At 69.7% G+C, this 26398-nt stretch carries 27 protein-coding genes; 13 read left to right on the forward strand and 14 right to left on the reverse strand.

Annotation, left to right across the window (positions count from 1 at the left end; genetic code table 11):
• The first annotated feature begins 166 nt into the window (after nt 1-166).
• Entirely contained in the window at nt 167-370 is a 204-nt protein-coding gene (locus tag IG64_RS35695; protein ID WP_037864303.1) for a cold-shock protein, read from the forward strand.
• A 183-nt stretch (nt 371-553) separates the two neighbouring features.
• On the opposite strand, the gene IG64_RS35700 is transcribed toward IG64_RS35695, so the two are convergent.
• From IG64_RS35700 to IG64_RS35720, 4 genes are all read right to left on the reverse strand, one after another.
• On the reverse strand, nt 554-1075 hold the full coding sequence (locus IG64_RS35700; RefSeq protein WP_037864304.1) for a GNAT family N-acetyltransferase: 522 nt from the start codon (nt 1073-1075) through the stop codon (nt 554-556).
• Nucleotides 1076-1599: 524 nt separating this feature from the next.
• The gene (locus tag IG64_RS35710) at nt 1600-2460 is read right to left on the reverse strand and encodes an ABC transporter permease (protein ID WP_063758868.1); all 861 of its coding nucleotides are present in this window, start codon (nt 2458-2460) and stop codon (nt 1600-1602) included.
• Entirely contained in the window at nt 2457-3062 is a 606-nt protein-coding gene (locus IG64_RS35715) for an ABC transporter ATP-binding protein (RefSeq protein WP_199811726.1), read from the reverse strand. The genes IG64_RS35710 and IG64_RS35715 overlap by 4 nt, the downstream gene beginning before the upstream one ends.
• Before the next feature lie 116 nt (nt 3063-3178).
• On the reverse strand, nt 3179-4258 hold the full coding sequence (locus IG64_RS35720) for a polyprenyl synthetase family protein (protein ID WP_037864308.1): 1080 nt from the start codon (nt 4256-4258) through the stop codon (nt 3179-3181).
• A gap of 214 nt (nt 4259-4472) precedes the next feature.
• On the opposite strand from IG64_RS35720, the gene uppS reads away from it, so the two are divergent.
• Nucleotides 4473-5252: a polyprenyl diphosphate synthase gene (gene uppS / locus IG64_RS35725; protein WP_063758869.1), complete on the forward strand. Its 780-nt coding sequence runs from the start codon at nt 4473-4475 to the stop codon at nt 5250-5252.
• A gap of 49 nt (nt 5253-5301) precedes the next feature.
• Here the strand turns inward: uppS and IG64_RS35730 are convergent, their stop codons facing one another.
• Nucleotides 5302-6231: a phytoene/squalene synthase family protein gene (locus tag IG64_RS35730; protein WP_051813739.1), complete on the reverse strand. Its 930-nt coding sequence runs from the start codon at nt 6229-6231 to the stop codon at nt 5302-5304.
• A 383-nt stretch (nt 6232-6614) separates the two neighbouring features.
• Between IG64_RS35730 and IG64_RS35735 the strand changes: the two genes are divergently transcribed.
• The 3 genes from IG64_RS35735 (at nt 6615) to IG64_RS35745 (ending at nt 9045) form a co-directional block, all read left to right on the forward strand.
• Complete coding sequence (locus tag IG64_RS35735) at nt 6615-6848, forward strand: response regulator transcription factor (protein WP_420710046.1); 234 nt, start codon at nt 6615-6617, stop codon at nt 6846-6848.
• A gap of 248 nt (nt 6849-7096) precedes the next feature.
• Nucleotides 7097-7807, forward strand: a complete 711-nt coding sequence (locus tag IG64_RS35740; protein ID WP_037864313.1) for a FadR/GntR family transcriptional regulator — start codon at nt 7097-7099, stop codon at nt 7805-7807.
• 17 nt (nt 7808-7824) lie between these two features.
• The gene (locus tag IG64_RS35745) at nt 7825-9045 is read left to right on the forward strand and encodes a CynX/NimT family MFS transporter (protein ID WP_234438721.1); all 1221 of its coding nucleotides are present in this window, start codon (nt 7825-7827) and stop codon (nt 9043-9045) included.
• On the opposite strand, the gene IG64_RS35750 is transcribed toward IG64_RS35745, so the two are convergent.
• The 4 genes from IG64_RS35750 to IG64_RS35765 all read right to left on the reverse strand — a co-directional run bounded on the left by IG64_RS35750 (nt 9030) and on the right by IG64_RS35765 (nt 13089).
• A complete protein-coding gene (locus IG64_RS35750) occupies nt 9030-9806 on the reverse strand; it encodes a hypothetical protein (protein WP_037864317.1) in 777 nt (258 codons plus the stop codon). The genes IG64_RS35745 and IG64_RS35750 overlap by 16 nt on opposite strands.
• Before the next feature lie 310 nt (nt 9807-10116).
• Nucleotides 10117-11352, reverse strand: coding sequence for an FG-GAP repeat domain-containing protein (locus IG64_RS35755; RefSeq protein ID WP_051813741.1), 1236 nt, complete (start codon nt 11350-11352; stop codon nt 10117-10119).
• Between the two features lie 185 nt (nt 11353-11537).
• Nucleotides 11538-12137, reverse strand: coding sequence for an NAD(P)H-dependent oxidoreductase (locus IG64_RS35760; protein WP_037864319.1), 600 nt, complete (start codon nt 12135-12137; stop codon nt 11538-11540).
• 112 nt (nt 12138-12249) lie between these two features.
• Entirely contained in the window at nt 12250-13089 is an 840-nt protein-coding gene (locus IG64_RS35765) for an NAD(P)H-binding protein (protein WP_037864321.1), read from the reverse strand.
• Nucleotides 13090-13179: 90 nt separating this feature from the next.
• On the opposite strand from IG64_RS35765, the gene IG64_RS35770 reads away from it, so the two are divergent.
• Nucleotides 13180-14142 (forward strand): AraC family transcriptional regulator, encoded by a 963-nt coding sequence (locus IG64_RS35770; RefSeq protein ID WP_037864324.1) that lies wholly within the window; start codon nt 13180-13182, stop codon nt 14140-14142.
• 64 nt (nt 14143-14206) lie between these two features.
• Here the strand turns inward: IG64_RS35770 and IG64_RS41775 are convergent, their stop codons facing one another.
• A complete protein-coding gene (locus IG64_RS41775; protein ID WP_199811727.1) occupies nt 14207-15247 on the reverse strand; it encodes a hypothetical protein in 1041 nt (346 codons plus the stop codon).
• A gap of 224 nt (nt 15248-15471) precedes the next feature.
• Nucleotides 15472-15936, reverse strand: coding sequence for a MarR family winged helix-turn-helix transcriptional regulator (locus tag IG64_RS35780; RefSeq protein WP_234438722.1), 465 nt, complete (start codon nt 15934-15936; stop codon nt 15472-15474).
• Nucleotides 15937-15993: 57 nt separating this feature from the next.
• On the opposite strand from IG64_RS35780, the gene IG64_RS35785 reads away from it, so the two are divergent.
• From IG64_RS35785 to IG64_RS35795, 3 genes are all read left to right on the forward strand, one after another.
• Nucleotides 15994-16860 carry an SDR family NAD(P)-dependent oxidoreductase gene (locus tag IG64_RS35785; protein ID WP_063758870.1) on the forward strand — a complete coding sequence of 289 codons (867 nt, stop codon included), beginning with the start codon at nt 15994-15996 and terminating at the stop codon, nt 16858-16860.
• Nucleotides 16861-17031: 171 nt separating this feature from the next.
• On the forward strand, nt 17032-17286 hold the full coding sequence (locus tag IG64_RS35790) for a hypothetical protein (RefSeq protein WP_037864328.1): 255 nt from the start codon (nt 17032-17034) through the stop codon (nt 17284-17286).
• Between the two features lie 255 nt (nt 17287-17541).
• Nucleotides 17542-18831, forward strand: a complete 1290-nt coding sequence (locus IG64_RS35795) for an FAD-dependent monooxygenase (protein WP_199811728.1) — start codon at nt 17542-17544, stop codon at nt 18829-18831.
• A gap of 174 nt (nt 18832-19005) precedes the next feature.
• Here IG64_RS35795 and IG64_RS35800 read toward each other — a convergent pair whose 3' ends face one another.
• Nucleotides 19006-19425 carry a MarR family winged helix-turn-helix transcriptional regulator gene (locus IG64_RS35800; RefSeq protein ID WP_037864330.1) on the reverse strand — a complete coding sequence of 140 codons (420 nt, stop codon included), beginning with the start codon at nt 19423-19425 and terminating at the stop codon, nt 19006-19008.
• Nucleotides 19426-19487: 62 nt separating this feature from the next.
• On the opposite strand from IG64_RS35800, the gene IG64_RS35805 reads away from it, so the two are divergent.
• Both IG64_RS35805 and IG64_RS35815 read left to right on the forward strand, forming a co-directional pair.
• Nucleotides 19488-20282: an alpha/beta fold hydrolase gene (locus tag IG64_RS35805; protein ID WP_078884414.1), complete on the forward strand. Its 795-nt coding sequence runs from the start codon at nt 19488-19490 to the stop codon at nt 20280-20282.
• 878 nt (nt 20283-21160) lie between these two features.
• The gene (locus IG64_RS35815) at nt 21161-21673 is read left to right on the forward strand and encodes a GNAT family N-acetyltransferase (protein WP_037864335.1); all 513 of its coding nucleotides are present in this window, start codon (nt 21161-21163) and stop codon (nt 21671-21673) included.
• Between the two features lie 285 nt (nt 21674-21958).
• Here IG64_RS35815 and IG64_RS35825 read toward each other — a convergent pair whose 3' ends face one another.
• Together IG64_RS35825 and IG64_RS35830 are read right to left on the reverse strand one after the other, a co-directional pair.
• Nucleotides 21959-23323, reverse strand: coding sequence for a bifunctional folylpolyglutamate synthase/dihydrofolate synthase (locus IG64_RS35825; protein ID WP_234438728.1), 1365 nt, complete (start codon nt 23321-23323; stop codon nt 21959-21961).
• A 559-nt stretch (nt 23324-23882) separates the two neighbouring features.
• The gene (locus tag IG64_RS35830; RefSeq protein ID WP_037864339.1) at nt 23883-24263 is read right to left on the reverse strand and encodes a winged helix-turn-helix transcriptional regulator; all 381 of its coding nucleotides are present in this window, start codon (nt 24261-24263) and stop codon (nt 23883-23885) included.
• Between the two features lie 90 nt (nt 24264-24353).
• On the opposite strand from IG64_RS35830, the gene IG64_RS35835 reads away from it, so the two are divergent.
• Entirely contained in the window at nt 24354-25283 is a 930-nt protein-coding gene (locus IG64_RS35835; protein WP_037864340.1) for an NADP-dependent oxidoreductase, read from the forward strand.
• 748 nt (nt 25284-26031) lie between these two features.
• Nucleotides 26032-26388: a hypothetical protein gene (locus tag IG64_RS35840; RefSeq protein WP_234438723.1), complete on the forward strand. Its 357-nt coding sequence runs from the start codon at nt 26032-26034 to the stop codon at nt 26386-26388.
• The last annotated feature ends 10 nt before the right edge of the window (nt 26389-26398 follow it).

Genomic DNA, 26398 nt, shown 5'->3' on the forward strand with positions numbered 1-26398 from the left:
GTGATCGGGCCGGTCGGCCACCGGATCAGACTGCTTCCGAATCCTGGACGGTGATCGATTGGCGGAGCCCTGACCGGGGTAGGCCGGAAGCCGGGTGACTTCCCACCGTGGAAGAACCCCGCAACTCACCCCGGCCGGGGTGCCCCGGCGAGATCGAAGGATGCGTATGGCCAGCGGCACTGTGAAGTGGTTCAACTCCGAGAAGGGCTTCGGTTTCATCGCCCAGGACGGCGGCGGACCGGACGTCTTCGCCCACTACTCGAACATTTCCGGCAACGGGTACCGCGAGCTGGTCGAGGGCGAGAAGGTCACGTTCGACGTCACCCAGGGACAGAAGGGCCCCCAGGCCGAGAACATCGTCCGCGGCTGACGTCCTCCGGCTCCCAGGAAGAGGTCCGTTCACGAACGTCGAGCATCTGCAGGTCGACATGCGGCGCCGCCCCTGATGAGCCCGCGAGCCCCGGAACGACAGGGTCCGGGGCTCGTTCGCGTGCCCACGGGAGAGCGGACGTTCGAACGTTCCGGGCCCCAAGCGCACCAGCGCTCGCCGCCCCTAGGAGCGTGGGCCAGTGTCCGCCGTCGTGTCGGTCCAGGCGATCTCGAAGTACCTGACGCGTTCGTCTTCTCCGGCCGGCCGCATACCGACTGCCGTCATGACCTGCTGGGACGCGATGTTGTCGTGGTCGGCGTCGCCCTTCACGCAGGTGACGCCGACCGCCCGCGCGAACAGCAGCAGCCCGCGGAGGGCTTCGGAGGCGTACCCCTTGCCTCGCGCGGACGGGATGAGGCCGTAGCCGATCGTGACGCTGCCGTTCTCATCCGCAGGTCCGTGGAAACCCAGGCCGCCGATCGCGTGACCGTCCTCGCGGCGACGGATCTCATAGTTCCCGAACGGCCGGGGATCACCGGTGCTCGCGCAGGTGCGCAGGAAGCGCCTGGCGGCGGACACGTCCCCATCGGTGGGGTATCCGGGCGCCCATCGGGCACCGCCATCCGACTCGCCCGCCACCACTCGCTCAGCCTCGCTGACGGTCATCGGATGAAGCACGAGCCGCGCTGTCACAAGATCGCCCATAGACGGGAGGAGTATCACGCGGGACGACCGGACCGCACTTGGATTATCCGACGGGGCAGCAGCACCCCGCCCCCGGTCGATGACCTTGCCGAAGCCGTAGCCACCGCTGTGTCGCTGGAGGTCATAGGGATCTCCGCACTCCCGGCAAAGCAGGGCGCCTCGTATCCTGACAGGGCGGGCGCCCACTGGACCGGGAGCGAGGCAGCCGGCGTCCTGGCCTTGATCGAGAGCTTGCCCGGCGGCGAGCAGCACCGCTGCGGCTTCTCGCCGGGCTGGAGCATCCGGGCGTACGCGGACACTCTCGACCTGGCGCTGTTCGAGCGGCGTTCTGCTTCAGCTGCCATGAAGTCCGCATGCGTGGAACCGCCGTGCCACCCGCACTGGCCCCGCAGTTCTTCGACGCGGGTGCCCCGCAGGCGCCCGCCCTCCTGGCCCTCTTCCGTGAGGCAGCCCCGTAGCCGGTCGGCCCCCGTCACAAGACCTGAAAAGGTGACCTGTGAAGTCCGGGACCAGGTTGAGGGAATTCAGGCACCCGCCCCCGCGGGATCTGTTGCATCGTGGCCGCCCTGGGGGGCGGTGACCTCGGGCTGGGGCACCATGGCGACAGTCCCGGAGGGCTGTGGCTTGTGATGGGCGCTGCGGGTGCGGCGGTGGAAGGTGAGGAGTGCCAGGAGTGCTGCGCCGGTGAACCACAGGAGCTCGATGGCCAGGTGGGCAGGGGTCGTCGTGGTGGAGAAACCCGCGGCTGTGGCGGCCTGGGAGGCGCCGTAGGAGGGCAGGAAGCGAATGAGGGAGCTGTCGGCCCCCGAGCTCCACATGGGGTTGGGCAGGAGGACGTCGATGACGCTGATCATGACCAGAGCGAACATGCCCTCGACCTCTCGGCGGAGGATGGATCCGAGGATGACGCCGATCGCGCCGTAGGTCATCGCGGCGCAGAAGAGGGCGGCGGCGAGCTGGAGAGGCTGCTTGGGCGTCCAGGAGAGACAGGTGACGGCGGCGGCGTAGACGGCGATGAAGGCCGAGGTGAGGGTGAGAGAGGTGGCCTTGGCGGTGATGAGGTGGAGGCGGGGGTAACCGGCCATGGCCAGGCGGCGGTCGAAGCGGTGGCCGGTGAATGTGGCGGCGAACATCATGAAGCCTGTGATCAGGGTGACCGCGTTGATGGCGCCGGTGATCTGGGTGAGTTCGTTGCCGGCCGGTGCCAGGTGCTCTCCGGTGGAACGCAGGTGGAGAGGCGCGGGCCGGTCGGGGATGGCGACGTACGCGAGCGAGATCCACAGCGGGATGTAGAGAACGATCAGCAGCATGGCGAAACGGTTGCGGCTGTGTTCGACCAGGTCGTAACGGGCGGCGGTCGCATACAGGCTCAGGTGTCGTCTCATGCCGCCGCCGTTTCATACGGGCTGAGGATGCCGCGGTCCAGGCGCCAGAGTTCGTCGAGGCGTTCGATGTCGTAGGCGAGGTGGGAGACGACCAGGACGGAGCGGCCGGCATCGCGAAGACGGGCGGCCAGATCCCAGAAGCGCTGGTAGGTGTCCCAGTCGAAGCCCTGGTAGGGCTCGTCGAGCAGCAGGACCTGCGGATCGTGCATGAGGGCCAGGGTCAGGTTCAGCTTCTGCCGGGTGCCGCCGCTGAGCACTCCGGCACGCTCGTCGGCGTAATCGGAGAAGCACAGCACGTCCATGACTTCTTCCGCGCGTTTGAGATCTGGTAGCCGGAAGGCCGCCTTGAAGTACAGCAGGTGCTGGCGGACGGTGAGGGCGTCGTTGAGGACCACGTCCTGCGGGCAGTAGCCGAAGCGGCCCGGGTGCCGGACGGTTCCGGCCTGTGCCCGCAGTTCACCGGCCAGGATCTTCAGCAGCGTCGACTTGCCGGCGCCGTTCTCGCCGACGATCCCGGACAGCCTGCCCGGCTGCAGGTCCAGGTCGATGCCGCGCAGGACCTCGCGTCGGCCGTAGGCGTGCCGCAGTCCGCGCACTTCCAATGTCCGTCCTCCCCCTTCGATCCGGTACGCCTTCAACGCCTGATGGCCAGGGGCGGATACGCCGTGTCAACGTCCGCATCGTCGTACCGTCCGATCGGGGCAGGGGACACCCGCGGCTACCGGGTCCTGCGGGCGTTCCACGAGGGCAGTTGCTCGAAGAAGCCCACGGCTTCCCCACGCCAGTGCCGGCGCCAGGAGCGGGCTTCGGCGGAGGCGGCTTCGGCGTACCGGTCGATCGCCGACTGCAGGTGCTGGTGCACGTCGTGGCGGTAGGCGATGTCCCGGATACCGTCGATGGTCTGCGGTGTGCAGCCGGGATTTCCGAGAGCGGCCTTGACGGTGTCGTGCGCGTCCGCGTCAGTGACGGCAAGCAGCTTGCGGACCAGGTAGGTGAGGCGGCCGGCCCGCAGGTCGGTACCGATGGGCTTGCCGGTGATGTCCGGGTCGCCGAAGAGGTCGAGGTAGTCGTCTCGCATCTGGCCGCTGATGCCGGCCAGCGTGGCGTAGCGGCGCAGGCTTTCCTCGTGCGCGGCCAGGTCCTCGCCGGCGGCCAGCAGGCCCAGGCGCAGGGGGGCGAGGACGGAGTAGCGGGTGGTCTTGTACTCGCCCACCGTCTCCAGCAGCCCTTCGTCGGCCGAGGGGGTGACGTCGCGTTCGATGTCGAGGATCTGGCCGATGACGGTATCGGTCGTCACGCCGAGTTGGACGTCGAGCATGGCCTGCTTGCGGTCGGCGGGAAGGTCCGCGTGGAACAGAACGCGCAGGGCCAGGAAGCCGGCGAGATCGCCGGTCATCATGGCCAGTCCCAGCGCGGCCTGCGGGTTCTCGGGGAGGTCTGCGCGGCACGCGTAGTACGTCGAGGGGCCACCGCGCCGCAGGGGTGAGTCGTCGATGATGTCGTCAAGGATGAGCGCGTGGCTGTGGAGCAGCTCAAGACTCAGTGAGGCCTCCAGCAGTCCCGGTACCTCCTCCTCCGTGACCAGGCGCGCCGCCTCGTAGAGCAGGGCGACCCGGATCCGCTTCCCGCCGCGCAGCGACAACTCCGCCAGCAGCTCCAGACACCGGGGGGTGAAACGGCCCAGGCTGGAACCGTTGAGGTCGCCGGCGAGTTCGGCGAAGTACTTCTCGAAGGACGAGACGAAGCGCTGCTGGTGACCGGCGGCACGCTCCAGGGCGGTGAGGGCATTGCTGTTCATCTGCGTTCCGGCCGGCCTTCCTCATGGATGTCAGCGGTCAGTCTGCCACTGCCGTGGAACGTGCTGTGACTGCCGCCGGTTGCGAGGGAAGCGGCGGTGGAGGCCAGGTTTGTGGTGAGGGGTCGCAAGAGACTCTCCTCACGCTTCTACGCGCCCCCGGTACGCGCCAGGCGCTTCTCGGCTGATCACTCTGTGCCTGATCGCCGCTCCTACGATGACGGTGCCGTTGCGTCGCAGTCGGGGAGGACGGGCCACTGTGGAGACTTGTTTCAGCCGCCGGAGCACTCCTCGGCCCGGTGGCCGCCGCGGCCCGGTGCCCGGACACATCGCTGTCATCCTGGACGGGAACCGTCGCTGGGCCAAAGCCGCAGCCCGCGAATCCGCCTGGGGATACATGCAGGGAGGCGACAGAGCCCTGCAGTTCCTCAACTGGTGTGACGCCGCGGGGATCGACGTCGTGACGCTGTACGCGGTGTCCCTGGACAACCTGCGGCGCGAGGACGACTCCGTCATCGCCAGTCTGCGGGCGGTGGCCGAGACGCTGCAGCAGCTTGCCCGGCAACCCCGCTGGCGCATCCGGCTGATCGGCCGGATCGAACTGCTCGACACGCAGATCGTGGAGGAGCTGCGGGAAGCGGTGGACCTCACCGCAGCGGTGAGCGGGCCTACGGTGAACATCGCACTCGCCTACAGCGGACGGGAAGAAATCCTCCAGGCCCTGCGAGAGCTGCTGTCCACCCCAGGGGGCATCACCCAGGCACAGGCCGGGCTCACCCAGGACATGCTGGCCCGTCATCTCTACACAGCCGGACTTCCCGACCCCGACCTCATCATCCGCACCTCGGGCGAACAACGCCTGTCCGACTTCATGACCTGGCAGTCCACCTACAGCGAGCTCTACTTCTGCGACACAGGCTGGCCCGGATTCGACGAACGCCACTTCGCACAGGCACTCGATCACTTCGCGTCCTGCTGCCGCCGCTACGGGCAATGACGGTGCCCGGACCCGATCTCCGGGGCAGCTACCCCGAGCGCAAGGCCGCTCACTGCCGCGCGACCAATACCCCCGGCGCTTTCCTAGGCCACGATCGGACGCCCACCTGGAAAGCGAGCGAGGCCAGCCCTCGCCCGCCCAGAGTCGTGGGGCGGGCGAAGATGTCGTAACCGTGCCGTTCGACCTGGGCCAGCGTGGCGAGGTTGCGCTCGATGACCGCCCACACGAACGGCCTGCACCGAGGACGGATCAGCTCGGTCACCTCCATTCCGCAGGCGAACAGTGCGCGGGCGCGCTGCACCTCGAAGCGGATCAGGCGGCGCAGCCGGGGCGTGATCCGGGCCGCGCGCAGCTCATCGGGGGTGACGCCGAAACGCCGCAGATCCTCAGTCGGCAGGTAGATCCGGCCCAGGCGGATGTCCTCCCCGACATCCCGCACGACGTTGGCCAGTTGCAAGGCCACGACAAGCTCGGTCATGGCACGGTCGGCTCGCGCGTCGACCGCCTCCACCAGTCGCAGAATCATGCGTCCAGGCGGCCCGTTGATCGCTTCGCTGTAGTCGCGAAGCTCCTGCCAGGTGGCGTACTCGCTCACCTCGAGATCCCGCAGCCACGCGGCCAGCATCGTCTCGACATCGTCGAGATCGAACCCGTACACCTGCGCGGTGTGGGCGAATGCCTGCCCCAGCGGATCGGTGCACCGGCCGCACCGCAGATCTGTGAGCATCCGCTGACGCCACACCTCGTAACGCCCGGCGCGCTCCTGAGGATCACCGCTGTCCAAGAGCTGGTCCGCCCACCGGGCCAAGGCGTAGACGGCCCAGGCGTGTGGCCGCTTCTCCGGCGGCAGCAGCAACGTACCCGCCCAGTTGGATCGCCCGTCGACGGCCACCAGTAACCGGCCGCACAGCCGGTACGCCTCCCGCAGCACCGGATCGGTAATCCCAGCCCGGTCCAGAGCGCCCCGGTCACCCAGCACGCAGCATCCACCCTTCGGTCATCATCTGCTCCTCCGGAGACGACGCGTAACAACCCGTCCTCGGAGCTCACTTACCTAACAAGCGCCCCGGAGGTGCGGTAACACCGACCTCAGCAGCTCCTGGCATCCGGCGAGTATCACACCGGCAATGACGGGGTGTCACCGGCGCACGGGAGCGCGATCGGCCTCACGAAGATCTTGACCGAGCTACGGTGGCCCGAACGCGCGGGTGCACAGAATCCGTCTGAACACATCGACTGGACGGGGAAATGCACTCAGGAATGGATCACCGCCAACCCCGTTGAGGCCCGCCGCGGGCGGTTCGCCTCCCGTTCGAACCACTGGTCGACGCCATTCACCGTGTCCGCGCCGGCCTGTGCTTCGTGGACCCGGCCCTCGCTGCGGCAGCGCCGGCCGGTGGCGCGAGCCCGCTGACCGGGCGCGAGGCGGAGGTACTGCGCGCCGCCGCCGAGGGAGGCACCGTGACCGACATCGTCAGGGCGCCCGGGCTGTCCCAGGGCACCGTGCGCAACCACCTGTCGTCGGCGGCCGGCAAGACGCAGGCCCGCACCCGCGCCGAGGCGGCCCGGCTCCCGGAGGACAACGGCTGGCCGTGACCGCCGCGCCGGCGGGGCGCAAGCGCCGCAGGCACGCCAGGGCCGCAGGCATCGGAGGTGGCTGCCGCTGCCGGCAAGCTCGTGCCGGACGCCGGGCGGTGCCGTCGAGGTCCCCGTCGCTCCGAGATCCCGGCGGCCGCGTCCGCAGCCGCATCCCGCGAGAGCGAATCCGCAGCAGCACCGTGCCCCGTGGTCAGTTCCCGAAGCCTATGATGTTCAAACGTCTGATGTTTGTGTACGGTGTCCCCATGGAACGCATCAGTGCACCGCGGCGGACGGCTAGCCTGTCCGCTCAGCTCGTGGACAGTCTCCGGTCACACATCGAGTCAGGCGGGTGGCCCGTCGGGACGCGGATCCCGCCGGAGCAGGCCCTCATCGAGGAGCTCGGTGTGGGACGCAGCACGCTGCGGGAGGCGATCGGTGCGCTGGTGCACCTGGGCCTGCTGGAGCCGCGGGCCGGGGACGGCACCTATGTCCGCTCCTCGAGTGAACTCCAGTCGGTCATGGTGCGGCGGGCGAGTTCCGGGAAGCGGGACAACGTGCTGGAACTGCGGACCGTTCTGGAGGAGTACGCCTCGGGAACCGCGGCCCTGCGCCGCAGCGAGAGCCAGTTGCAGCAACTGCGGGAGCTGCTGGCCGACGCCGACGCGGCCTGTGCCGGTGAGGACACGTCCACGGCCACGAGCGTCGACGCACTGTTCCACCGGGCCGTGGTCCGGGCGAGCGGGAACGACCTGCTGGTCGAGGTGTACGACTACCTCGGTACGGCGCTCACCTCGTCCCTGGGCGGCCTGCCCTGGGACGCCGCCCACGCCGAGGAGCACGCCCGTCTGCACCGGCGGCTCGTCGACGCGATCGAGGCCCGGGACCAGGGCGGCGCCCGCGACGCGGCGGCCGCGATCGTCCAGCTCACCCGTGACCACGAGACCAGTACGCCACGAGCAGCGGAGGACCAGTGAGTACGCGGCCGGCTTCGATGTCCCGTCAGCATTCCGCCTCCCGACCACCCTCCGCCGATCCCGCCCGGCCCGCCGTGTCGGCCGGGCTCGTCATCGCCATCTGCCTCGTGGCGGCGAACCTGCGCACCACCCTCACCGGTGTCGGCGCACTGCTGCCGGAGATCGAGCACGGCAGCGGCCTGACATCGAGCTGGGGCGGGCTGCTGAGCACCCTCCCGCTGCTCACGTTCGCCGCGACGTCACCCCTGGTCGCCCGTGCCTCCCACCGGCTGGGCAGCGCGCGCCTGCTGGTGGCGGCGCTCGGTGTGCTGGCCGTCGGGACGGTGGTCCGCTCCCTTCCCTCCGTCCTCTGCCTGTTCGCCGGAACGGTGATGCTTTCCGCGGCCATCGCGTTCGGCAACGTGCTGCTGCCCGCTCTGATCAGGCGGAGTGTGCCCGCACACCGTATTCAAGGCATCAGCGCTCTCTACGTGACCGTCATGGGCCTCATGGCCGCGGTCTCCTCAGGGATCTCCGCACCGCTGGCCCACAGCGTGCCGGGTTCCTGGCGCACCGCGCTGGCCTGGGGTGTCGCCTTCACGATCGCGGCGTTCCTCGCCTGGCTGCCCCGGATGCGGGGTGACAAGCCGCAGGAGTCCGCCGGCGGAACGCACAGCCCGGTGCCCTGGCGGTCGCGGCTCGCCTGGCAGGTCACCTTCTTCATGGGCCTGCAGTCCCTGGCCTTCTACACCGCCGTCGCATGGCTGCCCAGCATCCTGATCGACCGCGGCACGAGCAGCACCACGGCCGGATGGATGCTCTTCTACTACCAGGTGGTGTCCCTGGCGGCCAGCAGCCTCCTGCCCCTGCTCACCCGGGGCCGGCACGACCAGCGCTGGACCGCGGCCGGGGCCTCGGTCCTCGTGGCAGGCGGCTTCACCGTCCTGGTCGCCGCCCCCGCGTTGTCCGTCCTCGCGTGCACTCTCCTCGGAGTCGGCGGCGGTGCGTGCCTCGTCCTCGCCCTCACCTTCCAGAGCCAGCGCGCCGGCAGTTCCGCCGAAGCCGCCGCGCTGGCGGGCATGGCACAGTCCATCGGCTACCTCGTCGCGGCGGCCGGGCCTCTCCTCCTCGGCATCCTGCACGACACCACGCACAGCTGGACGCTTCCGCTCACCGTCCTGGCCGTCCTCGGCATCGCCACGGCGGTGGCCGGACACGGTGCGGGACAGGACCGCCACATACATCAGCCCTCCCGCTGACACGACCGGTCCGCCCCCGGAAGCGTTTCGGCACACTCACCTACGGCAGACTCCGGGAACGGGCGATGCTGCGGCTTCCGAGTGGCGGCATCGTCCCGAACGTGCCCTGGAGGCAGGCGACTTCGTTCGTGCGGTCGCCCGCGGTCGTACCGGGCCGCTGCCTGCCTGCCGGGGCAGGTCCGCTGAATCACCGGTCGGTCCTCGCACCCCTCGATGTCGTCATCGCATCCGTCCACGTCATCGGGGCGCAAGGCGCTGAGCCGCCACAGCACCAGGCCCTCGGCATCCGGCCCGGTCCGGGCGACGCGCGCCGTGAAGAGAGCGCCGGCGGGGATGTTGAACTGGTCCGCCTCACGGTCTCCGCACGTCACCTCCCACTCGCTCTCCACGGTGCCCCGGCCGAGGATCAGGGTGATCGAGCGAGGGCCTGGGGCCTGACAGGCGATGTCGAGCGTGTGCGGCCGTCCCTCGGCGGTGAAGGTCTTGTCCAGACCCTGCGGCAGGCTCGCCATCCCCTCGGCGACACGCGCGGCTCCCTCGATCTCCGAGGCGTTCAGAGCCTGCGTGGCGTCCCGGAGCGCGTCTTCCTGTTCCGCTTTGCCGTCCCACCCGGTAACCGCAGAGGGACTCGGGTATCGCGGGGCTTCCGCGCTTCCCGGATCGACGGCCGTCCCCTCGCGGCCCCTGCGATCCGAGCAGCCGCCGGCCACCACGACGGCGAGGGCGACAAGGGCGACGGCGAGGCTCCGGCGTGCGGGCATGCGGCTCCAGTCGGTGGCTGCCGCCGCCCCCGTCGGCCGGTTGCGGCGGCACGTCCTGCAGGTCTTCGTCTCCTCGGCCGCGTACAGCCGAGGTGCGCGGATCGTTCGGCCGCACCATCATCTCGCAGGACGGTGTGATCCGGTCGACGCGTCGCAGGGCGGTGCCCTGCCTCGCCAGGCGCGGCCGGCGACGAAGTGGTGCCACAGCGGTGCTGCTCGGTGAGCGGGTTCCGCCGGGCGCGGTCGGTTCCGGCCCGGAGGACTCCGGCGACCTGCCGGATGTCGTGGTGGCCGCCCCCGGCTCAGGTCGTCAGATGATGACGCCGCTCCAGGACGTCACGGGTGCCTGGAGCGTGGTGCCGGTGCTGCGGAAGAAGAACAGCGCGTTGTGCTGCCGCCCGTCGTCGGTCCGCCCCTTGTCGTAGTAGACGGTGATGTCGTCCTTGCCGTCGCCGTTGCAGTCACCCGAGCCGGGGAGCGCGGCGGCCCAGGAGAAGCCGCCCGAACTGGTCCACACCTTGGAGGAGATGAACCCGCCGCCACCGCTGGTCAACGTGAACAGCATGGACACGTTCTTCCCGTCGCTGCTCTGGCCGCCGTCGTAGAGGACGGCGATGTCGTCCTTGCCGTCCCCGTCGTAGTCGCCGGAGGTCGGCCGGCTCTTGGCCCATTCGAAGTTGCCGGGGCTGGTCCAGGTCTTGGTGGCGGTGAAGGCGGTGCCGTTGCTGGTGAGGGTGAAGACGAGGGTGGTGTTCTTGCCGTCGCTGCTCTGGCCGCCGTCGTAGGGTGAGGGTGAAGACGAGGGTGGTGTTCTTGCCGTCGCTGCTCTGGCCGCCGTCGTAGGGGCACGAAAGCCCGTCCCCGTACTCGTGAACGTGTACACGGACGAGACGTACGAACCGTCCGAACTCTGGCCGCCGTCGTAGAAGACAGCGACGTCGTCCTTGCCGTCGCCGTTGTAGTCACCGGCGACCAGCCGGCTCGCGGCCCAGGTGAAACCGGCGGAGCTGATCCAGCTGCGGACCGGGGGCTCGAAGCCGTCGGCGGTGGCGTAGAAGGTGTAGAGGGAAGTCCGGTTGCCACCGTCCACGGACGCGCCGTTGTCGTAGAGGGCGGCCACGTCCTCTCTGCCGTCGCCGTTGAAGTCACCCGAGGCGACCGCGTACTGCTGGGGGAGCAGCCGTACCTGCTGTATCCAGGAGCGGATGTCGTCCAGCCGTGTCTCCACGGCGCCGGTCCGCGACTCCGTCGAGCCGAGGCAACCACCCTGCCAGGAAGCGCTGTTGACGGCGACGAGTTCGAAATGGCCACCGGCGTCGCGCAGCGCGGGGCCGCCGCTGTCCCCTTTGCACAGCGCTCCGCCGTCGCTGGTCAAGGACACCGTCGTGGCATCGGTGGCCGCCACGGCGAACGCCCCCGAGTGCAGACGGTCGGGCACCCAGGTGTGCTCGCCGTCGAAGGCCGACGCGTCGGGCAGCTGCCCGGTCGCGGTGACGGCCTCCGGGAACGCGGGTGCCGTCTGGGTGCCGTTCCTGGAGCGGAGCACGACCCGACCCGCGTCCACGGACAGCCCGGCGCGGAAGCCGCGCCCGAGCCGGAGCCGGAGCCGGAGCCCGGCTCGGCTCGGCTCGGCTCGGCGTTCCGACGTCTCTTTGGAAACGCAGCAGCCGGCGCCCCTGGCTGTTCCGCCGGAACATCTCACCAGTCGGAGGGGTGTCTGATCTGTCTGCCTCATTCCGTCTGGCGGGCACGGATGGCTTCGCTGATGGTCCGCACCGCACGGTCAACATCTCGCACCGTGGCTTCGGGGGCGAGCTGTTCGGATTCGTAGATGAACGCTGTGGAGCCGCGCCGGCTGCCGCAGTAGTCGACGATGCCGTGCTCGATCTGCGTCCGCAGTGCGCTCTCGTATCCGTGGCGCTCGTACGCACCGGAGTCGTCGCCGGCGATGGGCAGAAGATGCGTGGTGAGACCCTGCAGCTTCGGCCGCAGGCCCGAAGCGGGGGAGTGCTCGAAGGCCCAGCCGTTGACGAAGACACGGTCGATCCACCCCTTCAACAGTGCGGGCATCGACCACCAGTAGACGGGGAAGACCAACACGAGGTCGGTGGCACGCTCAAGACGACGGTGTTCAGCCGTGACGTCAGCCGGATAGTTGCCGCCGTCGTGGTACGCCCGACGATCCGCCGGCGTGAACCGGGGGTCGAATCGCTCCTCGGCCAGGTCGGCGATTTCGACCGAACCGGGTTTGAGTGCTGCCTCAAGTCGTCCCAGTACGTAATGCGTCAGGGACCGGGGGTCGGGGTTGGTGGCGACCAGCAGGGTGTGCATCGATGGCTCCAGTTACGTGAAGAACGGACGTCTGCAAGTGGTGTGGACGTGCAGGAAGGGGTGCGGTGCTCCGCCTCGCGGAGCCCAGTACGCCAGGCCGGGCGCGTGGGACTCAGCGCCGCCAGGCTTCCGCTGCCGTGGCCCGCAGGACGAAGTTCTCGAAGGTCCGCGGCGCGCGTCCCAGCACGGTGGCGACGTCGTCCGTCGTCCAGGCGGTGGTCCCGCGTTCAAGCAGCACGAACATCTCGGTGAGGTGCTGGGCCTCGTCCTGGCCCCAGCCCTCCTGGACCAGCGTCGCGGTGTACTCGGCCAGGGAGATGCGCCGGTAGACGATGGGCACCCCGGACGCCCGGGAGATCAGCTCGACCGCCTCCGCCCAGGTCAGCCCACGCGGCCCGGTCAGCTCATAGACCCGACCGGCGTGCCGGCCGGGCTCGGACAGCACTGCGGCCGCTACGTCGGCGACGTCCTCGATGTCGATGAACGGCTCAGGAACCGCACCCGCCGGAAGCGCCAGCTCGCCGGCGGCCAGCGGGGCACGGAAGGGGTGCCCGCCGAAGTTCTGGGCGAAGTTCGAGGCACGCAGGACGGTCCATTCCAGCGCCGAGCCGCGTACGGCGTCCTCGGCCGAGCGCATGTCCAGCCCGAACGCGGAGTCGCCCCAGTCGTCGGCGCCGTGACCGGAGAGCAGTACCAGGCGCCGCACACCGGCGGCCTCGGCACGCGCCACGAAGTCGTGCACCGGACCGGGCACGGGCGGGGGCACCACGTAGACGGTGGTGACACCCCGCAGGACCTGGTCCCAGCCGCTTTCGGGGTGGAACCAGTCGAACAGGGCCTGACTGGAGCGGGAGGCGGCGCGTATGGGCGTGTCGCGCAGCCGCAACCGGGCGGCCACCCGCCGGCCGGTGTTGCCCGTCGCGCCGAGGACAAGAGTGATGCCGTTGCTCATGACCGCGAGTCAACGGCATGAACCCGGACGGTTCCATAGGTGATGAGCCAGATCACCTGGGTAATCGTCTGAATCGTCTAGTCTTTTCGGGTGGATGCTTTCGGTGATCTACTGCGCGGAGTGCGGGCCCAGGGCTCGTTGTTCGGCAGCTCGACCCTGACCCCGCCCTGGTCGCTGCACTTCGTGGACGGCGCGCCGCTGACCTTGTGCACCGTCCTCTCCGGCGGCGGCTGGATCGTGCCGGAGCGCCGGCCGCCCGAGCGTCTGGGCGTCGGCGAGACAGTGATCGTGCGGGGACCCGCGCCGTTCCTCTTCGTCGACGAGGTGAGCACTCGGGCCGAACCCGTCGAGTGCGGTGCGTTCTGCTCGACGCCCGAGCAGGGCGGGACCCGGTACCGGCTCGGCTGGCACGACGCCGGTACCGGCGGGGAGAACACGACGACCCTGGTCGTCGGTGCCTATCCGGTGCGCGGCGAGATCAGTCGCAGGCTGCTGGACGCCCTGCCGGTCGTACTGCGCGTGGGGTCCTGCGGCGGCCCCGACCCCGTGTGGGACCATCTCGCCGCCGAGGTCGCCGCCGATACGCCGGGCCAGCAGGTCGTCCTCGACCGGCTGCTGGACTGGATGCTGGTGTGCGCGCTGCGCGAGTACTTCGACCGGCCCGGCGGTACTCCGCCGGGCTGGTACTCCGCAGGGCGCGACCCGGTCGTGGGCGGCGCGCTGCGCCTGCTGCACGGGGAACCGGCAGCGCCGTGGACGGTTGCCTCGCTGGCCAGCCGGACCGGGGTGTCGCGGGCCACGCTGGCGAAGCGGTTCACCGAACTGGTCGGCGAACCGCCGCTGACCTACCTCACCCACTGGCGGATGACGCTCGCGGCGGACCTGCTGACCGAGCGCGAGACGGTGACTGTCGCGGAGATCGCCCGCGCCGTGGGCTACTCCGACGCGTTCGCGTTCAGCGCGGCGTTCAAACGAACCCGCGGCATCAGCCCCAGCGCGTATCGGCGCGCCGCGACGACCCCATCCCCCCAGCCGGCCGGCACACCCCGATGACAAGTCCCAGGCATCTGCCCTCCAGGTTCAGGACCTTCAGATGGTCAGCGAAACAGAGGTGCAATCAGCCTACGAGAAGCACTCTGCCTGACACACATTTCACGTCTGGAGAGATGGTCACTGCCGATCTGCCGATCTGCCGATCTGCCGATCTGCCGATCTGCCGATCTGCCGATCTGCCGGCCTGGACGCGCGACTGGAGGCCCTGCCGGTTCGCGAGGCCCATGCCCGCAGGGCCCGTCGGACAGTCGAAGAGGACGGTGGCAGCCTTTCGATGTTCGGGGTGCCCGTCGTTGCAGTGGGCGGCGTGCCCAGAAGTCGGCACCTGCCCGTGATGGCTGTACGCGTCGACTACGGCGACGGCATCGGGACTCGCTGGTCCGAGGTCTCGATCCACCTGAATGAGGGTCAGTCGCGTCATCGGTTTCCTTGGGCAGCATAGGAGTGGACTGAGCACGTGTGCTCTTCGGCGATGTCGACGCCCTGAACACAGGGCAGCACGATGGGCCGGTGGACGGCCTGGCCGACATGGCGTCTGGGGGCGCCGCGGCAGACGAAGCCGCCGCCACCTTCGCCGCGCCCGAACTCGGAGAGCCCGGCGAGGACGGCATTCGGGGGTGGGCCGCCCTGCCCAACCGCCGCCTTGGAGGTGCGGCTGCGCGGTGGTCGAGCGCGCCGGGTACGCCTCCATTGCTTGTTTCATCCCCGCGGCCTCCAGCCGGCGCAGGACGCCGGTGATGTCGCCGTGGTCCTCGGTGAGGACGTTCTCGGTGAAGCGGATGATGGTCCGGGCGATGCCCGGCGGGAAGGCCAGGCAGGCGCCGTCGCCTCGGCAGGGGACCTCCAGCAGCAGCCGCCGAGCCGCCGCCGCCAGGAAGGTGCGCGCACACGGCTTCCCGTCGCAGTCGTCCATGGCGATGACCGGGATGAAGACGCGTGCGGCGACGTCCAGGAGCAGCCGGCGCATCTCCGGGCCCGTTTCGTTGGCGACCGCGCCGGCGGTGTCGATGTCGTGGGCCTGCATCGTCCGGACGTAGGCGAAGGAGCTGGCGACGTCGTCCGGCTCCATCGGGGCGAGCGGCGCGGTGACGGTGTTCTCGGGCATCACAGCTCCTCACGTTCGAGGGCCGCCCCTGCTGATCGCGGCGGTCTCGAAGACACCCTCGAACCGCGCTCCTGCGGACAGAGTCCGGTCGCTGACGGGGGAGAACACTCCCCCTCCGGGTTTGGCTGGTTCTGCGGACCGGCAACAGCCATCAGCACAGCACAAGGCCCAGCTCCCTACGGGTCCACCGGTTGACCCACTGGGGCGGGGCCCTTCCGTGCGTGTCAGCCGGTCTTGCCGCCAGTGAGGGCGATGTCCAGGTGCGCGAGCAGCGTGTCGAGCGTGGCCAGCTGTTGTGGTTCGAGACGGCCGAAGTGCTGGCGAAGTACGTGCGTGCCCGCTTCTTCCGCGGCCCTTAGCGCCGTGCGGCCGATGTCGGTGATGGAGACGCTCTTGCGGCGGCGGTCCTCGGGGTCGCCGGTTCGGGCGACCATGCCGAGGCGCTCCAGGGCCTCGACGATCTGGGTGACGGAGCGCGGTGCTTGGCCGAGGGAGGCGGCCAGCTGCGCTTGGTGGAGCGCGCCGCAGCCGGCCAGTGCCTGAAGGACCTTGGTGCGGGACAGGGACAGGCCGGCGGTCGCCAGCATGTGCTGGTCGACTTGTTCGCGCAGGCTGTACGCGAGGGCCAGGAAGGACAGTCCCACCTGCTCCGGGGCGCTGCCCGCCGTTGTTGATTCGTGCTGCTCCATGGTTCGGGTATCCTCGCACAACATAATCATGAGGTACCTCACGAAATGAGTTGTGGGATGGATCGTCCCGTCGCCGTGATCACCGGAGCCACCTCCGGACTGGGCCGCATTGCCGCCTTCGAGCTGGCCCGCCGGGGCTACCGCATCGGCGTCGTGGCCCGCTCCCGCAGCAAGGCGCAAGCCCTCGTCGCCGACCTGAAGGCGGTGACCGACGAGCCCGTCGACGTCTTCCACGCCGACCTCGGCCTGCTCTCCAACGCCCGCCGCGCGGGCGAGGAGATCACCGCGCGCTACCCGCGCCTGGACGTCCTGGTCAACAACGCCGGCCTGCATGCCTTCGCGCAGCGCATCACCACCGAGGGCCTCGCGGAGATGACGGCGGTGAACTACCTAGGTCCGTTCGTCCTGACCGAGGCGCTCACGTCGAAGCTCGGCGCCTCGGCGCCGGCCCGGATCGTCAACGTCGCCTCCGAAGCGGCCCAGCAGGCGAAAACGATCGCCCCGGCCGTGGACCTGCGGCGCACCGATCCCTACACCCGGCGGGAGTCGATGTCCCTGTACGGGCGCACCAAATTGATGAGCATCATGTGGACGCAGGAACTCGCCCGCCGCCTGGACGCGGACAAGGTGACCGTGAACTGCTGCGACCCCGGCTTCAACGCCACCGGTCTGGGCCGGGACCTGCCCGGCTCCGCGGTCCTGCAGCGGGTGCTGAACACCCTGAGGATCGGTGATCCCCGCAAGGGCGCCGGCATCATTGTTCGACTCGCCACCGACCCGGCGTTCGCGGGCACCAGCGGCGGCTACTTCTCCGTCCGCGACGCCCGTCCCCTGCAGTGTCCCGAGCCCGGCCGGGAGCCGCGCGTGCAGCGGGAGCTGTGGGACGCGACCGCGGCGCTTCTCGCCGCCCACCCGGCCGGCTGAGGCCCGGGACGTCCGCCTCAAGGAGGACACCGCCCGGTACGGGGGTCCCGTCCCGGCCGCAGATTCGTCCTCGCGTAGCTCATTCCGGCCGCACGCGACTTCTACGTTCACGGGCGGAGCCTGTCAGGGCGCCCTCACACATCCGCTGTCCCTCCTGGGGGAGCGGTCTTCGTGACCACCTTTCTCTACCGGCTCGGTCTGCTCGCCTTCCGGCGGCGCAGGCCGGTGCTGCCGGCGGGGATCGCGGTGCTCGTCGCCGCGGTCATCGGTGCCAGCAGCGTGTCGGGTGGTACGACGGACGACTTCACGCTCCCCGGAACCCAGTCGCAGCAGGCCATCGACCTGCTGCGGAAGGAGTTTCCGCAGGCTTCGGCCGACGGCGCCATGGCCCGTTGGTCATCGAGGCTCCGGACGGGCAGAGGCTGACGTCCGCCGCACACAAGCAGGGGGTGGAGTCCCTGTTTGCCGACCTGCGCAAGGCGCCGCAGGGGGCGAACGCCCTACCGCCTGCTGTCCGAGCAGCCCGGCCTGCCGAGTTCCGGGTGTTTGCGGAGCGTGGACGCGATTTCGGTCGTGCCGATGAGTCTTGTGCGAATCCGTGGTCGGAACGGCTGGACACACCGACAGGCGGTGGGCCTGTGCTGGGAACGTCCCAGCGCGGGAGGGCATATGGAGGCAGTGATGAGCGTCGACGACTTCAAGCAGGACCACACCATCCGGACTGGCGAGCAGCGGGCGCGGGCGAGCGCTCCCAGGGTGTTGGTGGCGGGGGCGAGCATCGCGGGACCCGCGCTGGCCCATTGGCTGCGCCGGCGAGGGGCCGAAGTGACCGTGGTGGAGCGGGCCCCCGAGCTGCGTCCCGGCGGGCAGGCGGTGGACGCGCGCGGGGTGGCCAAGGAGGTCATCGGGCGCATGGGGCTGGACGCAGCGGTGCGCGCGGAGTGCACCGACACCGCCGGCGCGCACACCGTAGACGCGGATGGGCAAGTGCTGGAGACCTTCCGTGCCGACGACGACGGTGGCGACGGGTTCATCGCGGACATCGAGATCCTGCGCGGGGATCTGTCCCGGGTGCTCTACGACGACACCCGCGACGGCGTCGAGTATGTCTTCGGCGACCGAATCGCCGGGCTCGCCCAGGACGCGGACGGGGTCGACGTGGTCTTCGCGGGCGGCGACCGGCGGCGCTTCGACCTGGTGGTCGGGGCCGACGGGCTGCACTCGGCGCTGCGGGCGATGGTCTTCGGGCCGCATGTGCGGTTCCTCCGCCACCTCGGGCACGTGCTGGCCTTCTACAGTGTGCCCAACGAGTTCGGGCTCGACCGCTGGCTGCTCGAGTACCGGGATCAGGAGTCCGGGCGCTCAGCCCTCCTGCGACCCGTCCAGGACGCCACCCGGGCGATGGCGATGTTCTACTTCGGCTCGGCTGACTTCGACGTCGACTACCGTGACATCGCCGCCCAGAAGGTGCTGCTGCGTGGGCGGATGGCTGGCCTGGGCTGGTTGACCCCCGACATCCTCGCGTATCTGGACGACACCCCGGACTTCTACCTCGACCAGGTCGCCCAGGTGGTGATGGACCGCTGGTCGAGCGGACGGGTGGGGCTGCTCGGGGACGCGGCGTTCAGCTCGTCGCCGATGTCCGGGCAGGGCACCGGGCTGGCCCTGGTCGGCGCCTACCTGCTGGCCGGAGAGCTGGCCGCCGCAGGGTGGGAGCCGGAAGCCGGGTTCGCCCGCTATGAGGCGCGGATGCGCCCGTTCGTCGAGGCCAACCAGGAGATCGGCCGGCTGAACGCCCGCAGCCGCGACGTCCCCGGGCCGGACGCCGAGCCGAGCCCCGATTTCGCCGGCGAGTGGTTCACCGAGCTGGTCGGGCGCGCGATCAACGGCGTCGAGCTGCCCGACTACGCGGGCGTGCCGGACTCCGCAGCCCCGGCCGGATCGCCGATCACCTCGCCGGTCAAGCCGTAGGTGTCACATAACGTGTCAAGAAGGAACACGCTTCGGTAGGACACCACCGGACGGCCTCCCCTCATGACGCGCAGTGCCCAGGGGAGGACCCGGTCGGCGGCCACGCCACATTCCGATGAGGCGGCGTTGGCACAGCCGGCTGCTGCACGCTGCTCGGCCCCCTGGCGGTCCGGTCTACGTGTCTCGGTTTGCGGTGAGGCGCTGAAGCAGGTCGAGCAGGGTTGCGCGGTCCGCGTCGGGCAAGGCGGAGAAGCAGTCGGCGAGCACCTCGTCAGCAACCTTGTGGCCAACGGCCAGGACTTGCTCGCCGAGGGGCGTGAGGTGATGCTCGATGCGGCGGCCGTGTCCCGGTCGGCGCTCCACGAGGCCCTGTGCCGCGAGGCGGCCGATGAGCGTACCGAAGGCTTGCCCGGTCTGAAATGTCGCTGCGGCCAACTCGCGGGCCGATGACCCGGGTGAGCGGCTGATCGCACGCAGGGCGTCCCACTGGGCCAGCGTCGTGCCGATGGCCGAGAGTGCGCTGTCGAGTGCCCGATGCTGTCGATACTGGGCTTGTTTGACCGCTCTGCCGAGTTCTTGCAGCTCACCATGCATGGAGCAAGTCTACGTCATGACTAAGCTAGCTTATATAAAGATACTTAGTTACCTTGGTGGGCATGCTCACAGACGCATCAGCTGTGTACGCCGACCTGTCCCTCACTGTGTCCGAGGCCGGAGCCGGCAGACCAGTTCTCATCCTGCATGGCGGCGGAGGCCCCGCCACAGTCGCCGGCCTCGCCCAGCACCTCTCCCGCACCGCCCGCACCCTCACACCCGTGCACCCCGGCTGGGACGGCACGCGCCGCCCCGCATGGCTCACCGGCATCGACGACCTCGCCCTCGCCTACCTGCACACACTGCGCGAACGCCGGCTGCGCGACGTTCTCGTCGTCGGCTCCTCGCTCGGAGGCTGGATAGCCGCCGAGATGGCCGTACGCGACAGCGCGGGAAGCATCACCGGCCTTGTCCTGATCGACGCTGTCGGCGTGGAGGTCGAGACGGAACCGATCACCGACTTCTTCGCCCTTGACGCCCGCGGCGTTGCGGAGCACTCCTGGCACGACTCAGACCGTTACTACGTCGACCCAGCCGACGTCCCATCCGAAGAACTCGCGCGCAGACAAACCAACATGGCCACCATGCGCATCCTCGCCGGCGACCCCTACATGCGGGACCCCAAGCTGCTGCGCCAGCTCGGGCGTATCCAGGCGCCTGCCCTCCTGCTCTGGGGGGAGAGCGACCGCATCGTCACCCCCGCCTACGGTGCGGCGTACGCCGAAGCCTTTGGCAACGGCCGACTCGAGGTCATCCCCGAGGCGGGCCACCTTCCGCACATTGAACAACCGGAACCCACCTTCGCCCTGATCGACGCCCACCTGCGCCAGACGAGCAACCCGCTCCATCAACAGTGAGTAACGCTTGGCGGCCAGGTACCTCCCCACCAACTGGCCGCCAGCGGGGGAATCGCAACTGGCCGCTGTCACTTGCGCTACGACCCACGCGATCCCAAGTCCGGTCAGGCGTAAGGCTCCTGGTAGAGATGAGGAACAAGCTCAGACTGTGCAGGTCTTGTCACCCTTCCAGGTCACTTTCATCGACCCCAGGCGGAGTTGGAGGGCGTGGTGGAGTGCGCCCAGCCCGCCCGCCCCGTACAGCGGTGACCCGTTCGCCATGCCTGGCCGGGGCCTTGCTCCGACCCGCCTGGCCGTCCTCCGAGACGGCCAGGTCGTCCACCAGGGCCGCCACGCCCTGACCCGGCCGGGCACGGCCGGACCCGCGCGTGACCATGACGGCGGAGCCGACGGCACCACGGGCCTGGCCCTGTTCCAGGAGGGCCACTGCAGCCCGGCACAAGCCGATGACGTGCTTGCCAGGGTCGTCACTCGGGCACAGCTGGGCGCGTAGTCCTGACCCGCATCGCCCTCTGAATCACGGCCGCGGGGCGAGACAGGAGAGGGGGCGGCCTCCACCAGGTGGTGAAAGACTGTCTCACCTTAAAAGGCACCTGGATTCGAACGCCGGGGGCAGACGTACACGAGTTCCAGCAACGGCGAGACCGGCAGCCCAGTGAGGAGGCGGGCACGGCCGTGTACTCTTGCCGCGTTCGTGCTTGACCAGGAGCTGAGGATGGGAGGTGAGGTCGATGACCGCGCTCAGGGCCACCCTGCGCAGCGTCCGGGTCTCCCTCACGTCCCGGGCCGTGGCCTGAATCCCTTGCCCTGTCCCAGCTGAGAGCGTGAGCTCGCGGGGCCACCACACGAACGCCTTCCGAAATGGATTCACCATCATCATGAGCAACCCGTGGATCACGCGCGCCGAAACCGGCGCCGACATCCCTGCCATCCGCTGCATCAATCTCACCGCCTTCCCGACCCCCGCCGAGGCCGACCTCGTCGACAGCCTGCGCGCCGACCCGGCCGCCTGGATCGAGGGCCTCTCCCTCGTCGCAGCGGACGAGACCGGCCGCCTCGCCGGTCACGCGCTGCTGACCCGCTGCCACATCGACACCACACCGGCCCTCTGCCTGGCACCGTGCGCCGTGCGACCGGAGCAGCAGCGCACCGGTGCCGGCACAGCGGCGATCCGTGCCGCCCTGGCCGCGGCACGATCCCTCGGGGAGCGCCACGTGGTCGTCCTCGGGCACCCGGCCTACTACCCCCGGTTCGGGTTCACCCGCGCCTCGGCCCACGGCATCGGGCTGACCATCGACGTTCCCGATGACGCTCTGATGGCGCTCAGCCTCGACGCCGGCCATCCGCTCCCCAGCGGGACCGTCCACTACGCCGCTGCGTTCGGCATCTGACCCCGAACGTGCCGCGCGGGCCTACCCCCGCGCGGCACGTGCCGGTCGCCGGTCTCAGGGCCGCCTCGCCGTGATGCTGCCCATCCTCGTGAACCTTGAACACGCCTCGGTGACGGTGCCTCCCAAACCCGTGTTCAGCTGCCGCCACGGCGACGCGTCAACAAAGCCGCCTGGGTCCAGCCACACGTCGCTGTCTATTTCGCCGGTGTGGCCGAAGCCGCGCGGCAGCGCGGTGATCTCCTGCGCGCACCCGCACACGGTGCACAGTGTCGTCGCCGGGTTCCATCACACGGGCGGCAGTGCCAGCGCGGTGCGTGTTTCGCCTACGAGGCGGTGCGAGCCGAAGACGATGATCAGGCCGCCGGGCCCGGTGAGTTCGGCAGCCTGGTGCAGCGCTGTAAGGGTGTTCTGGGCTGTCAGGCAGGGTCCCCGGCGGTCGGGGGAGAGCCGGTGGTGCAAGGTGGTGCAGTTCGCGGCGTGTGGGGCGTCGGTGCGGGTGAGGACCAGGGGCCAGTGGTCGGGGAGCGGGGCGAGCATGCCGGAGACGTCCTTGTCGTCCATCGCGGCGAAGACCAGTACGGGCGGGCCCGAGTTGCCGTCGGCCCGGGCATGGCGCAGGATCTCCGGGGCGACGGTCGCGACGCCTTGCGGATTGGTGGCGCCGTCCAAAAGGACGCGGCCTGTCCAGTCGTTGAGCCGTGCGTGCGCAACGAGTTCGAGGCGGCCGGGCCAGCGCGTGGCCGCCAGTCGTGCGCGCAGACGTTCCGCGTAGGGTTCCTGGATGTGGCCGCGTTCGGCCATCGAGTCCATCGCCGCGACGGCGAGCGCGAGGTTGTGGTGCTGATGCGCGCCGGAGAGCGGGCAGGGCAGATCACGGTGCACGGCGCGGGGGGTGAAGACGTCGACCAATGTCGTCGTGCCGCCGTCGTCGCCGCGGCCGGCGGCACGGGCGGTGTAGTGGATCTCGTGGTCCATGCGCCACACCGACAGACCCGTCCGCTCCTTGAGGACCTGATCTGCGGCGGTGGCTGCTTCGGGGGCCAGGCGTCCGAGGACGACATGGTCCCCGTCCTGGGCGGCTGCGACCTTGGCCCGGGTGATCTGGGACAGGGATCCGCCGAGCAGCCGGGTGTGGTCGAGTCCGATGCCCGTGACGACCTTGACGTCCAGGCCGAGTTCCGCGGCCGCCGCCCTGCTCCCGCCGATGCCCGCCTCGGCCACCGCGAGCCTGACCCCGGCCCGCCGGAAGTGGACGGCCGCGGTCGCCGTGTAGATGCCCTGGGCCAGGACGGGCAGACCATGCTGCTCGATCGCCTGCCAGACTTCCGCGAACGCCGCGGCGTACTCCGCGCGTGTGACGGGAACCCCGTCGACGCGGATGCGTTCCCTGAGTTCCTGCAGGTGGGGGCTGGGCATGCTGCCGACCTGTACGCCGGTTGCGGCCACGGCCGACACCGCGAACGCACAGGTCGACCCCTTGCCGTTCGTTCCGATCACCAGCATCCCGCGGAGTTCGCGCTCAGGGCGGCCCAACGCTTCAAGGAGCCTTGAGACGTTGGCCTGCCGCACCACCCGAGGATGCCCGTGAGGGTTCTTTTGCACGTGTGCGAGGACGTCCGCGCAGTCTGAGTAGTCCACGGACCAGATCATTCCCTTCGCCACGGGGGACCAGACGTGCCTACAGGAGATCTGGCTCCGGTGAGCCGCCCGGGCAGGCGTCAGCGCGCGTGCCAGGCACGCACCGGGGGCACTGGCGTGAGCCGGTGGCGCAGGCAGCCGTGTGCCGGCCCGGCCCCTCGATTCTGCCGGACAGGCCGGCCGCCGTCGGGTCCCGGTGGTCACGGCGAGGCGAGGTCAGCGGCGGGGGACGTGGGACCGGACGGTGTGTCTTCCGGGGCAGGCACGGCCACCGTGTAGTCCGACACGTTCACGCAGATGTAGATGTCTTTGCCCGGCACCTTCGTGCCTTGTGCCGGTAGGCCTTGAACGTCAGCGGTTTTCCGTCGGCTTTGACGCCGGGGTAGGAGACGTTCACAGCCAGGATGCCGGCACAGGTGCGGATGCCGGAGTACTTCATGCCGGTCGGCGGCCCAGGACCACGGCGTAGATCACGAGACAGGTCCAACTCCGGCGGGATGCCGGATTCGGCTGCGTCCACGACCGGCCCCCGCCTACGATCCGTCAGCAGGTCGCTGCCCTGGCGGGGGCCTCAGTCGCCATGGGCGACCGGCTCGGGATCGGCGTCGAGCGCGTCGAGCACTGCGTCGCCGTTCGCCCTCGCCCACTCGGTCAGCGTATGGATCGGTTCGATCAGCGTCGCCCCGAGCGGGGTGAGCTCGTACTCGACTCGCGGCGGGGCCTCGGCGTAGGCGTGGCGGCGGACGAGTCCGTGCGCCTCGAGCCGTCGGAGCGTCTGGGTGAGCATCTTGCGGGAGATGCCACCGATCAACTCGATCAGCTCGCCATGGCGCACCGGACCCCTGCTGAGGCCGGCGAGCACGACCACCGTCCACTTGTCGGCGATGAGCTCGACCGCCAGACGCGCCGGGCAGTCGGCGAGAAAGAGATCACCGGGACCGAAACAACTCATGGAGCCAAAGGTACCTGCGCCAGAGGTACCTGCTGGTTCCTGTCGGAAACCTAGCCTGGGTTCCCTCCCCCTTCCCAAACCAGGAGAGTCATGCGAGTCATCACCCAGCAGGTGCTCGGCGGTCCCGAGGTGCTCACCATCGTGGACGCGCCCGAACCCCAGCCCCTCCCGACCGAGGTTGTCGTCCGCGTCAAGGCGATCGGGCTGAACCCGCTGGAGGCGCGGCTGCGCGCGGGCGAGTTCCCGTTGATCGGCCCGCCGCCTTTCGTCCTCGGCTGGGACATCAGCGGCGTGGTCGAGGAGTCGTCGCAGACGTGGCGGTTCAGGCCCGGCGACGAGGTGTTCGGGATGCCGCTGTTCCCGCGGGCGGCGAGTGCGTACGCCGAGGTGGTGTCGGCGCCGGCGGTGCACCTGGCACGCAAGCCGGTGTCGCTCTCGCACGTCGAGGCGGCGGCGCTGCCGGTCGTCGGGTTGACGGCGTGGCAGGGCCTCGTCGACCTCGGCGGCGTGAGCGAGGGCGACCGCGTCCTGGTCCACGGCGGTGGTGGCGGGGTCGGCCACGTCGCGATCCAGATCGCGAAAGCGCTCGGCGCGCACGTGATCACGACCGCCAGCGGGAGCAAGCGGAAGTTCGTCGAGGGGTTCGGCGCCGACGAGGTGATCGACTACACGGCGGTCGACTTCACCGAGGCCGTCCGCGACATCGACGTCGTGCTCGACACGATCGGCGGCGACACCGTCGAGCGGTCGCTCGAAGTGCTCCGCCCAGGTGGTCACCTGGTGACGGCGGTCGCCGAGGAGGATGTGGAGCTCATCGCCAAGTACGAGGCGGCCGGTATGCGCTTCAGCGGCATTGCGGTCGAGCCCGATCAGGTCGCCCTGCGAGGCCTCGTGGAACTCGTCGAACAGGGCAGGCTCCGGGTCCACGTGCAGGAGACGTTCCCGTTCGAGCGCGTCGCCGACGCGCACCGGCTGCTCGATGGCGGTCACCTCCAGGGCAAGCTTGTCCTCACCGTCTGAACCCGTCGGGGCCTCGCGTGAGCGAGGTCCCCCCTGAGATCCGGGCGTAATAGAAACTGCACGTCAGTGGGCCTGGTGTGCGTAGGCATCAGAAAGCTCGGGCAGGTCCGGAGCGGTAGTTCACCGACAAGACCGTCCGGCAGCGGGAGACCTTCCGGTGCGTCACCATGGTCATCGGCCGTCGACCGGCGCGAGCACCCCACTCGCCCTTCGACCAGACCGGTGACCTGCGACTTCACGATGCACACCACTCACTGGGGCCAGCTGTCGACCCTCTCGGGGCCCAACTAGCAGTCCTCGCAGACCGCAGACCTCATCGACGCCCGAGGACGCGGGGCCACCTGGCGATCGAAGCCACGGGAGTTGATCACGATGCGGTCGCGGCGGCGGGGTTCTTCAAGGCCGCGTCACACGGAGCCCGGATTCCACACCTGTACGAAGTGAATGGCGGGAGTTGGGCCCGCCCCACCGTTCGGGAGCACCCCGTGGCCGCAGACGACCCCGAGCAGCACCTTGACCGGGCCGGAGAGACTCCTTCCGTGGACCCCTCCATCACCCCCTCCGCGCCCCGTCGCCAAGGACCGGGGTTTGCGCAGGTCAGGCCCGGCGGGCAGGGGGTCGTCGCGGGTCCGACATCCCTCATGTGGATGTAGCACGGCGTCCGAAGCACAGAAGGACTTCGAGCCGGCCTCGACGCCGGGAGCTGCTGCAAGTGCTGGGGTTCTTCCAGAGGGCTACGGCCGATCAGTTGTGGAAGCTGACCCGTCCGGACAAGCAGCACGACAGGCTCACGCGGGACAACCTCCTGGATCTGGAGGACCACCACCTGGTGCGGATCGAGTCGGTGCAGCAGGACCAGCGGCAGGTGTGGGTGCTGACCAACGAGGAGATGGCGAGGCGAAGACGCTGCTGGAGTCGGAGGACATACGTGTCTCGGTGCTGCGCAGGCAGGAGTACGACCCGATCACGTGCCGGCCGCTCGGTACCGGCTACGACGACCATGCCGTGGTGGTCACCTCGACGGCCGCCGCACTCCACCGCGCAGGCATCGGTCACCGGCTTCGGCACCACCGAACCCTCGTACGGGCCCTTCGCCGCCGCCTGAACACGACGCC

The organism is Streptomyces sp. NRRL S-340, from assembly GCF_000720185.1.
GTDB lineage: Bacteria > Actinomycetota > Actinomycetes > Streptomycetales > Streptomycetaceae > Streptomyces.

Coding starts and splice junctions, on each gene's coding strand:
- IG64_RS35830 (WP_037864339.1), bottom strand. CDS start 24,263: ATGAGTTGTTTCGGTCCCGGTGATCTCTTTCTCGCCGACTGCCCGGCG.
- IG64_RS35710 (WP_063758868.1), bottom strand. CDS start 2,460: ATGAGACGACACCTGAGCCTGTATGCGACCGCCGCCCGTTACGACCTG.
- IG64_RS35720 (WP_037864308.1), bottom strand. CDS start 4,258: ATGAACAGCAATGCCCTCACCGCCCTGGAGCGTGCCGCCGGTCACCAG.
- uppS (WP_063758869.1), top strand. CDS start 4,473: ATGACGGTGCCGTTGCGTCGCAGTCGGGGAGGACGGGCCACTGTGGAG.
- IG64_RS35740 (WP_037864313.1), top strand. CDS start 7,097: ATGGAACGCATCAGTGCACCGCGGCGGACGGCTAGCCTGTCCGCTCAG.
- IG64_RS35825 (WP_234438728.1), bottom strand. CDS start 23,323: ATGATCTGGTCCGTGGACTACTCAGACTGCGCGGACGTCCTCGCACAC.
- IG64_RS35765 (WP_037864321.1), bottom strand. CDS start 13,089: ATGAGCAACGGCATCACTCTTGTCCTCGGCGCGACGGGCAACACCGGC.
- IG64_RS35800 (WP_037864330.1), bottom strand. CDS start 19,425: ATGCATGGTGAGCTGCAAGAACTCGGCAGAGCGGTCAAACAAGCCCAG.
- IG64_RS35780 (WP_234438722.1), bottom strand. CDS start 15,936: ATGGAGCAGCACGAATCAACAACGGCGGGCAGCGCCCCGGAGCAGGTG.
- IG64_RS35695 (WP_037864303.1), top strand. CDS start 167: ATGGCCAGCGGCACTGTGAAGTGGTTCAACTCCGAGAAGGGCTTCGGT.
- IG64_RS35835 (WP_037864340.1), top strand. CDS start 24,354: ATGCGAGTCATCACCCAGCAGGTGCTCGGCGGTCCCGAGGTGCTCACC.
- IG64_RS35750 (WP_037864317.1), bottom strand. CDS start 9,806: ATGCCCGCACGCCGGAGCCTCGCCGTCGCCCTTGTCGCCCTCGCCGTC.
- IG64_RS35795 (WP_199811728.1), top strand. CDS start 17,542: ATGAGCGTCGACGACTTCAAGCAGGACCACACCATCCGGACTGGCGAG.
- IG64_RS35785 (WP_063758870.1), top strand. CDS start 15,994: ATGGATCGTCCCGTCGCCGTGATCACCGGAGCCACCTCCGGACTGGGC.
- IG64_RS35815 (WP_037864335.1), top strand. CDS start 21,161: ATGAGCAACCCGTGGATCACGCGCGCCGAAACCGGCGCCGACATCCCT.
- IG64_RS35760 (WP_037864319.1), bottom strand. CDS start 12,137: ATGCACACCCTGCTGGTCGCCACCAACCCCGACCCCCGGTCCCTGACG.
- IG64_RS35805 (WP_078884414.1), top strand. CDS start 19,488: ATGCTCACAGACGCATCAGCTGTGTACGCCGACCTGTCCCTCACTGTG.
- IG64_RS41775 (WP_199811727.1), bottom strand. CDS start 15,247: ATGCCCGAGAACACCGTCACCGCGCCGCTCGCCCCGATGGAGCCGGAC.
- IG64_RS35700 (WP_037864304.1), bottom strand. CDS start 1,075: ATGGGCGATCTTGTGACAGCGCGGCTCGTGCTTCATCCGATGACCGTC.
- IG64_RS35745 (WP_234438721.1), top strand. CDS start 7,825: ATGTCCCGTCAGCATTCCGCCTCCCGACCACCCTCCGCCGATCCCGCC.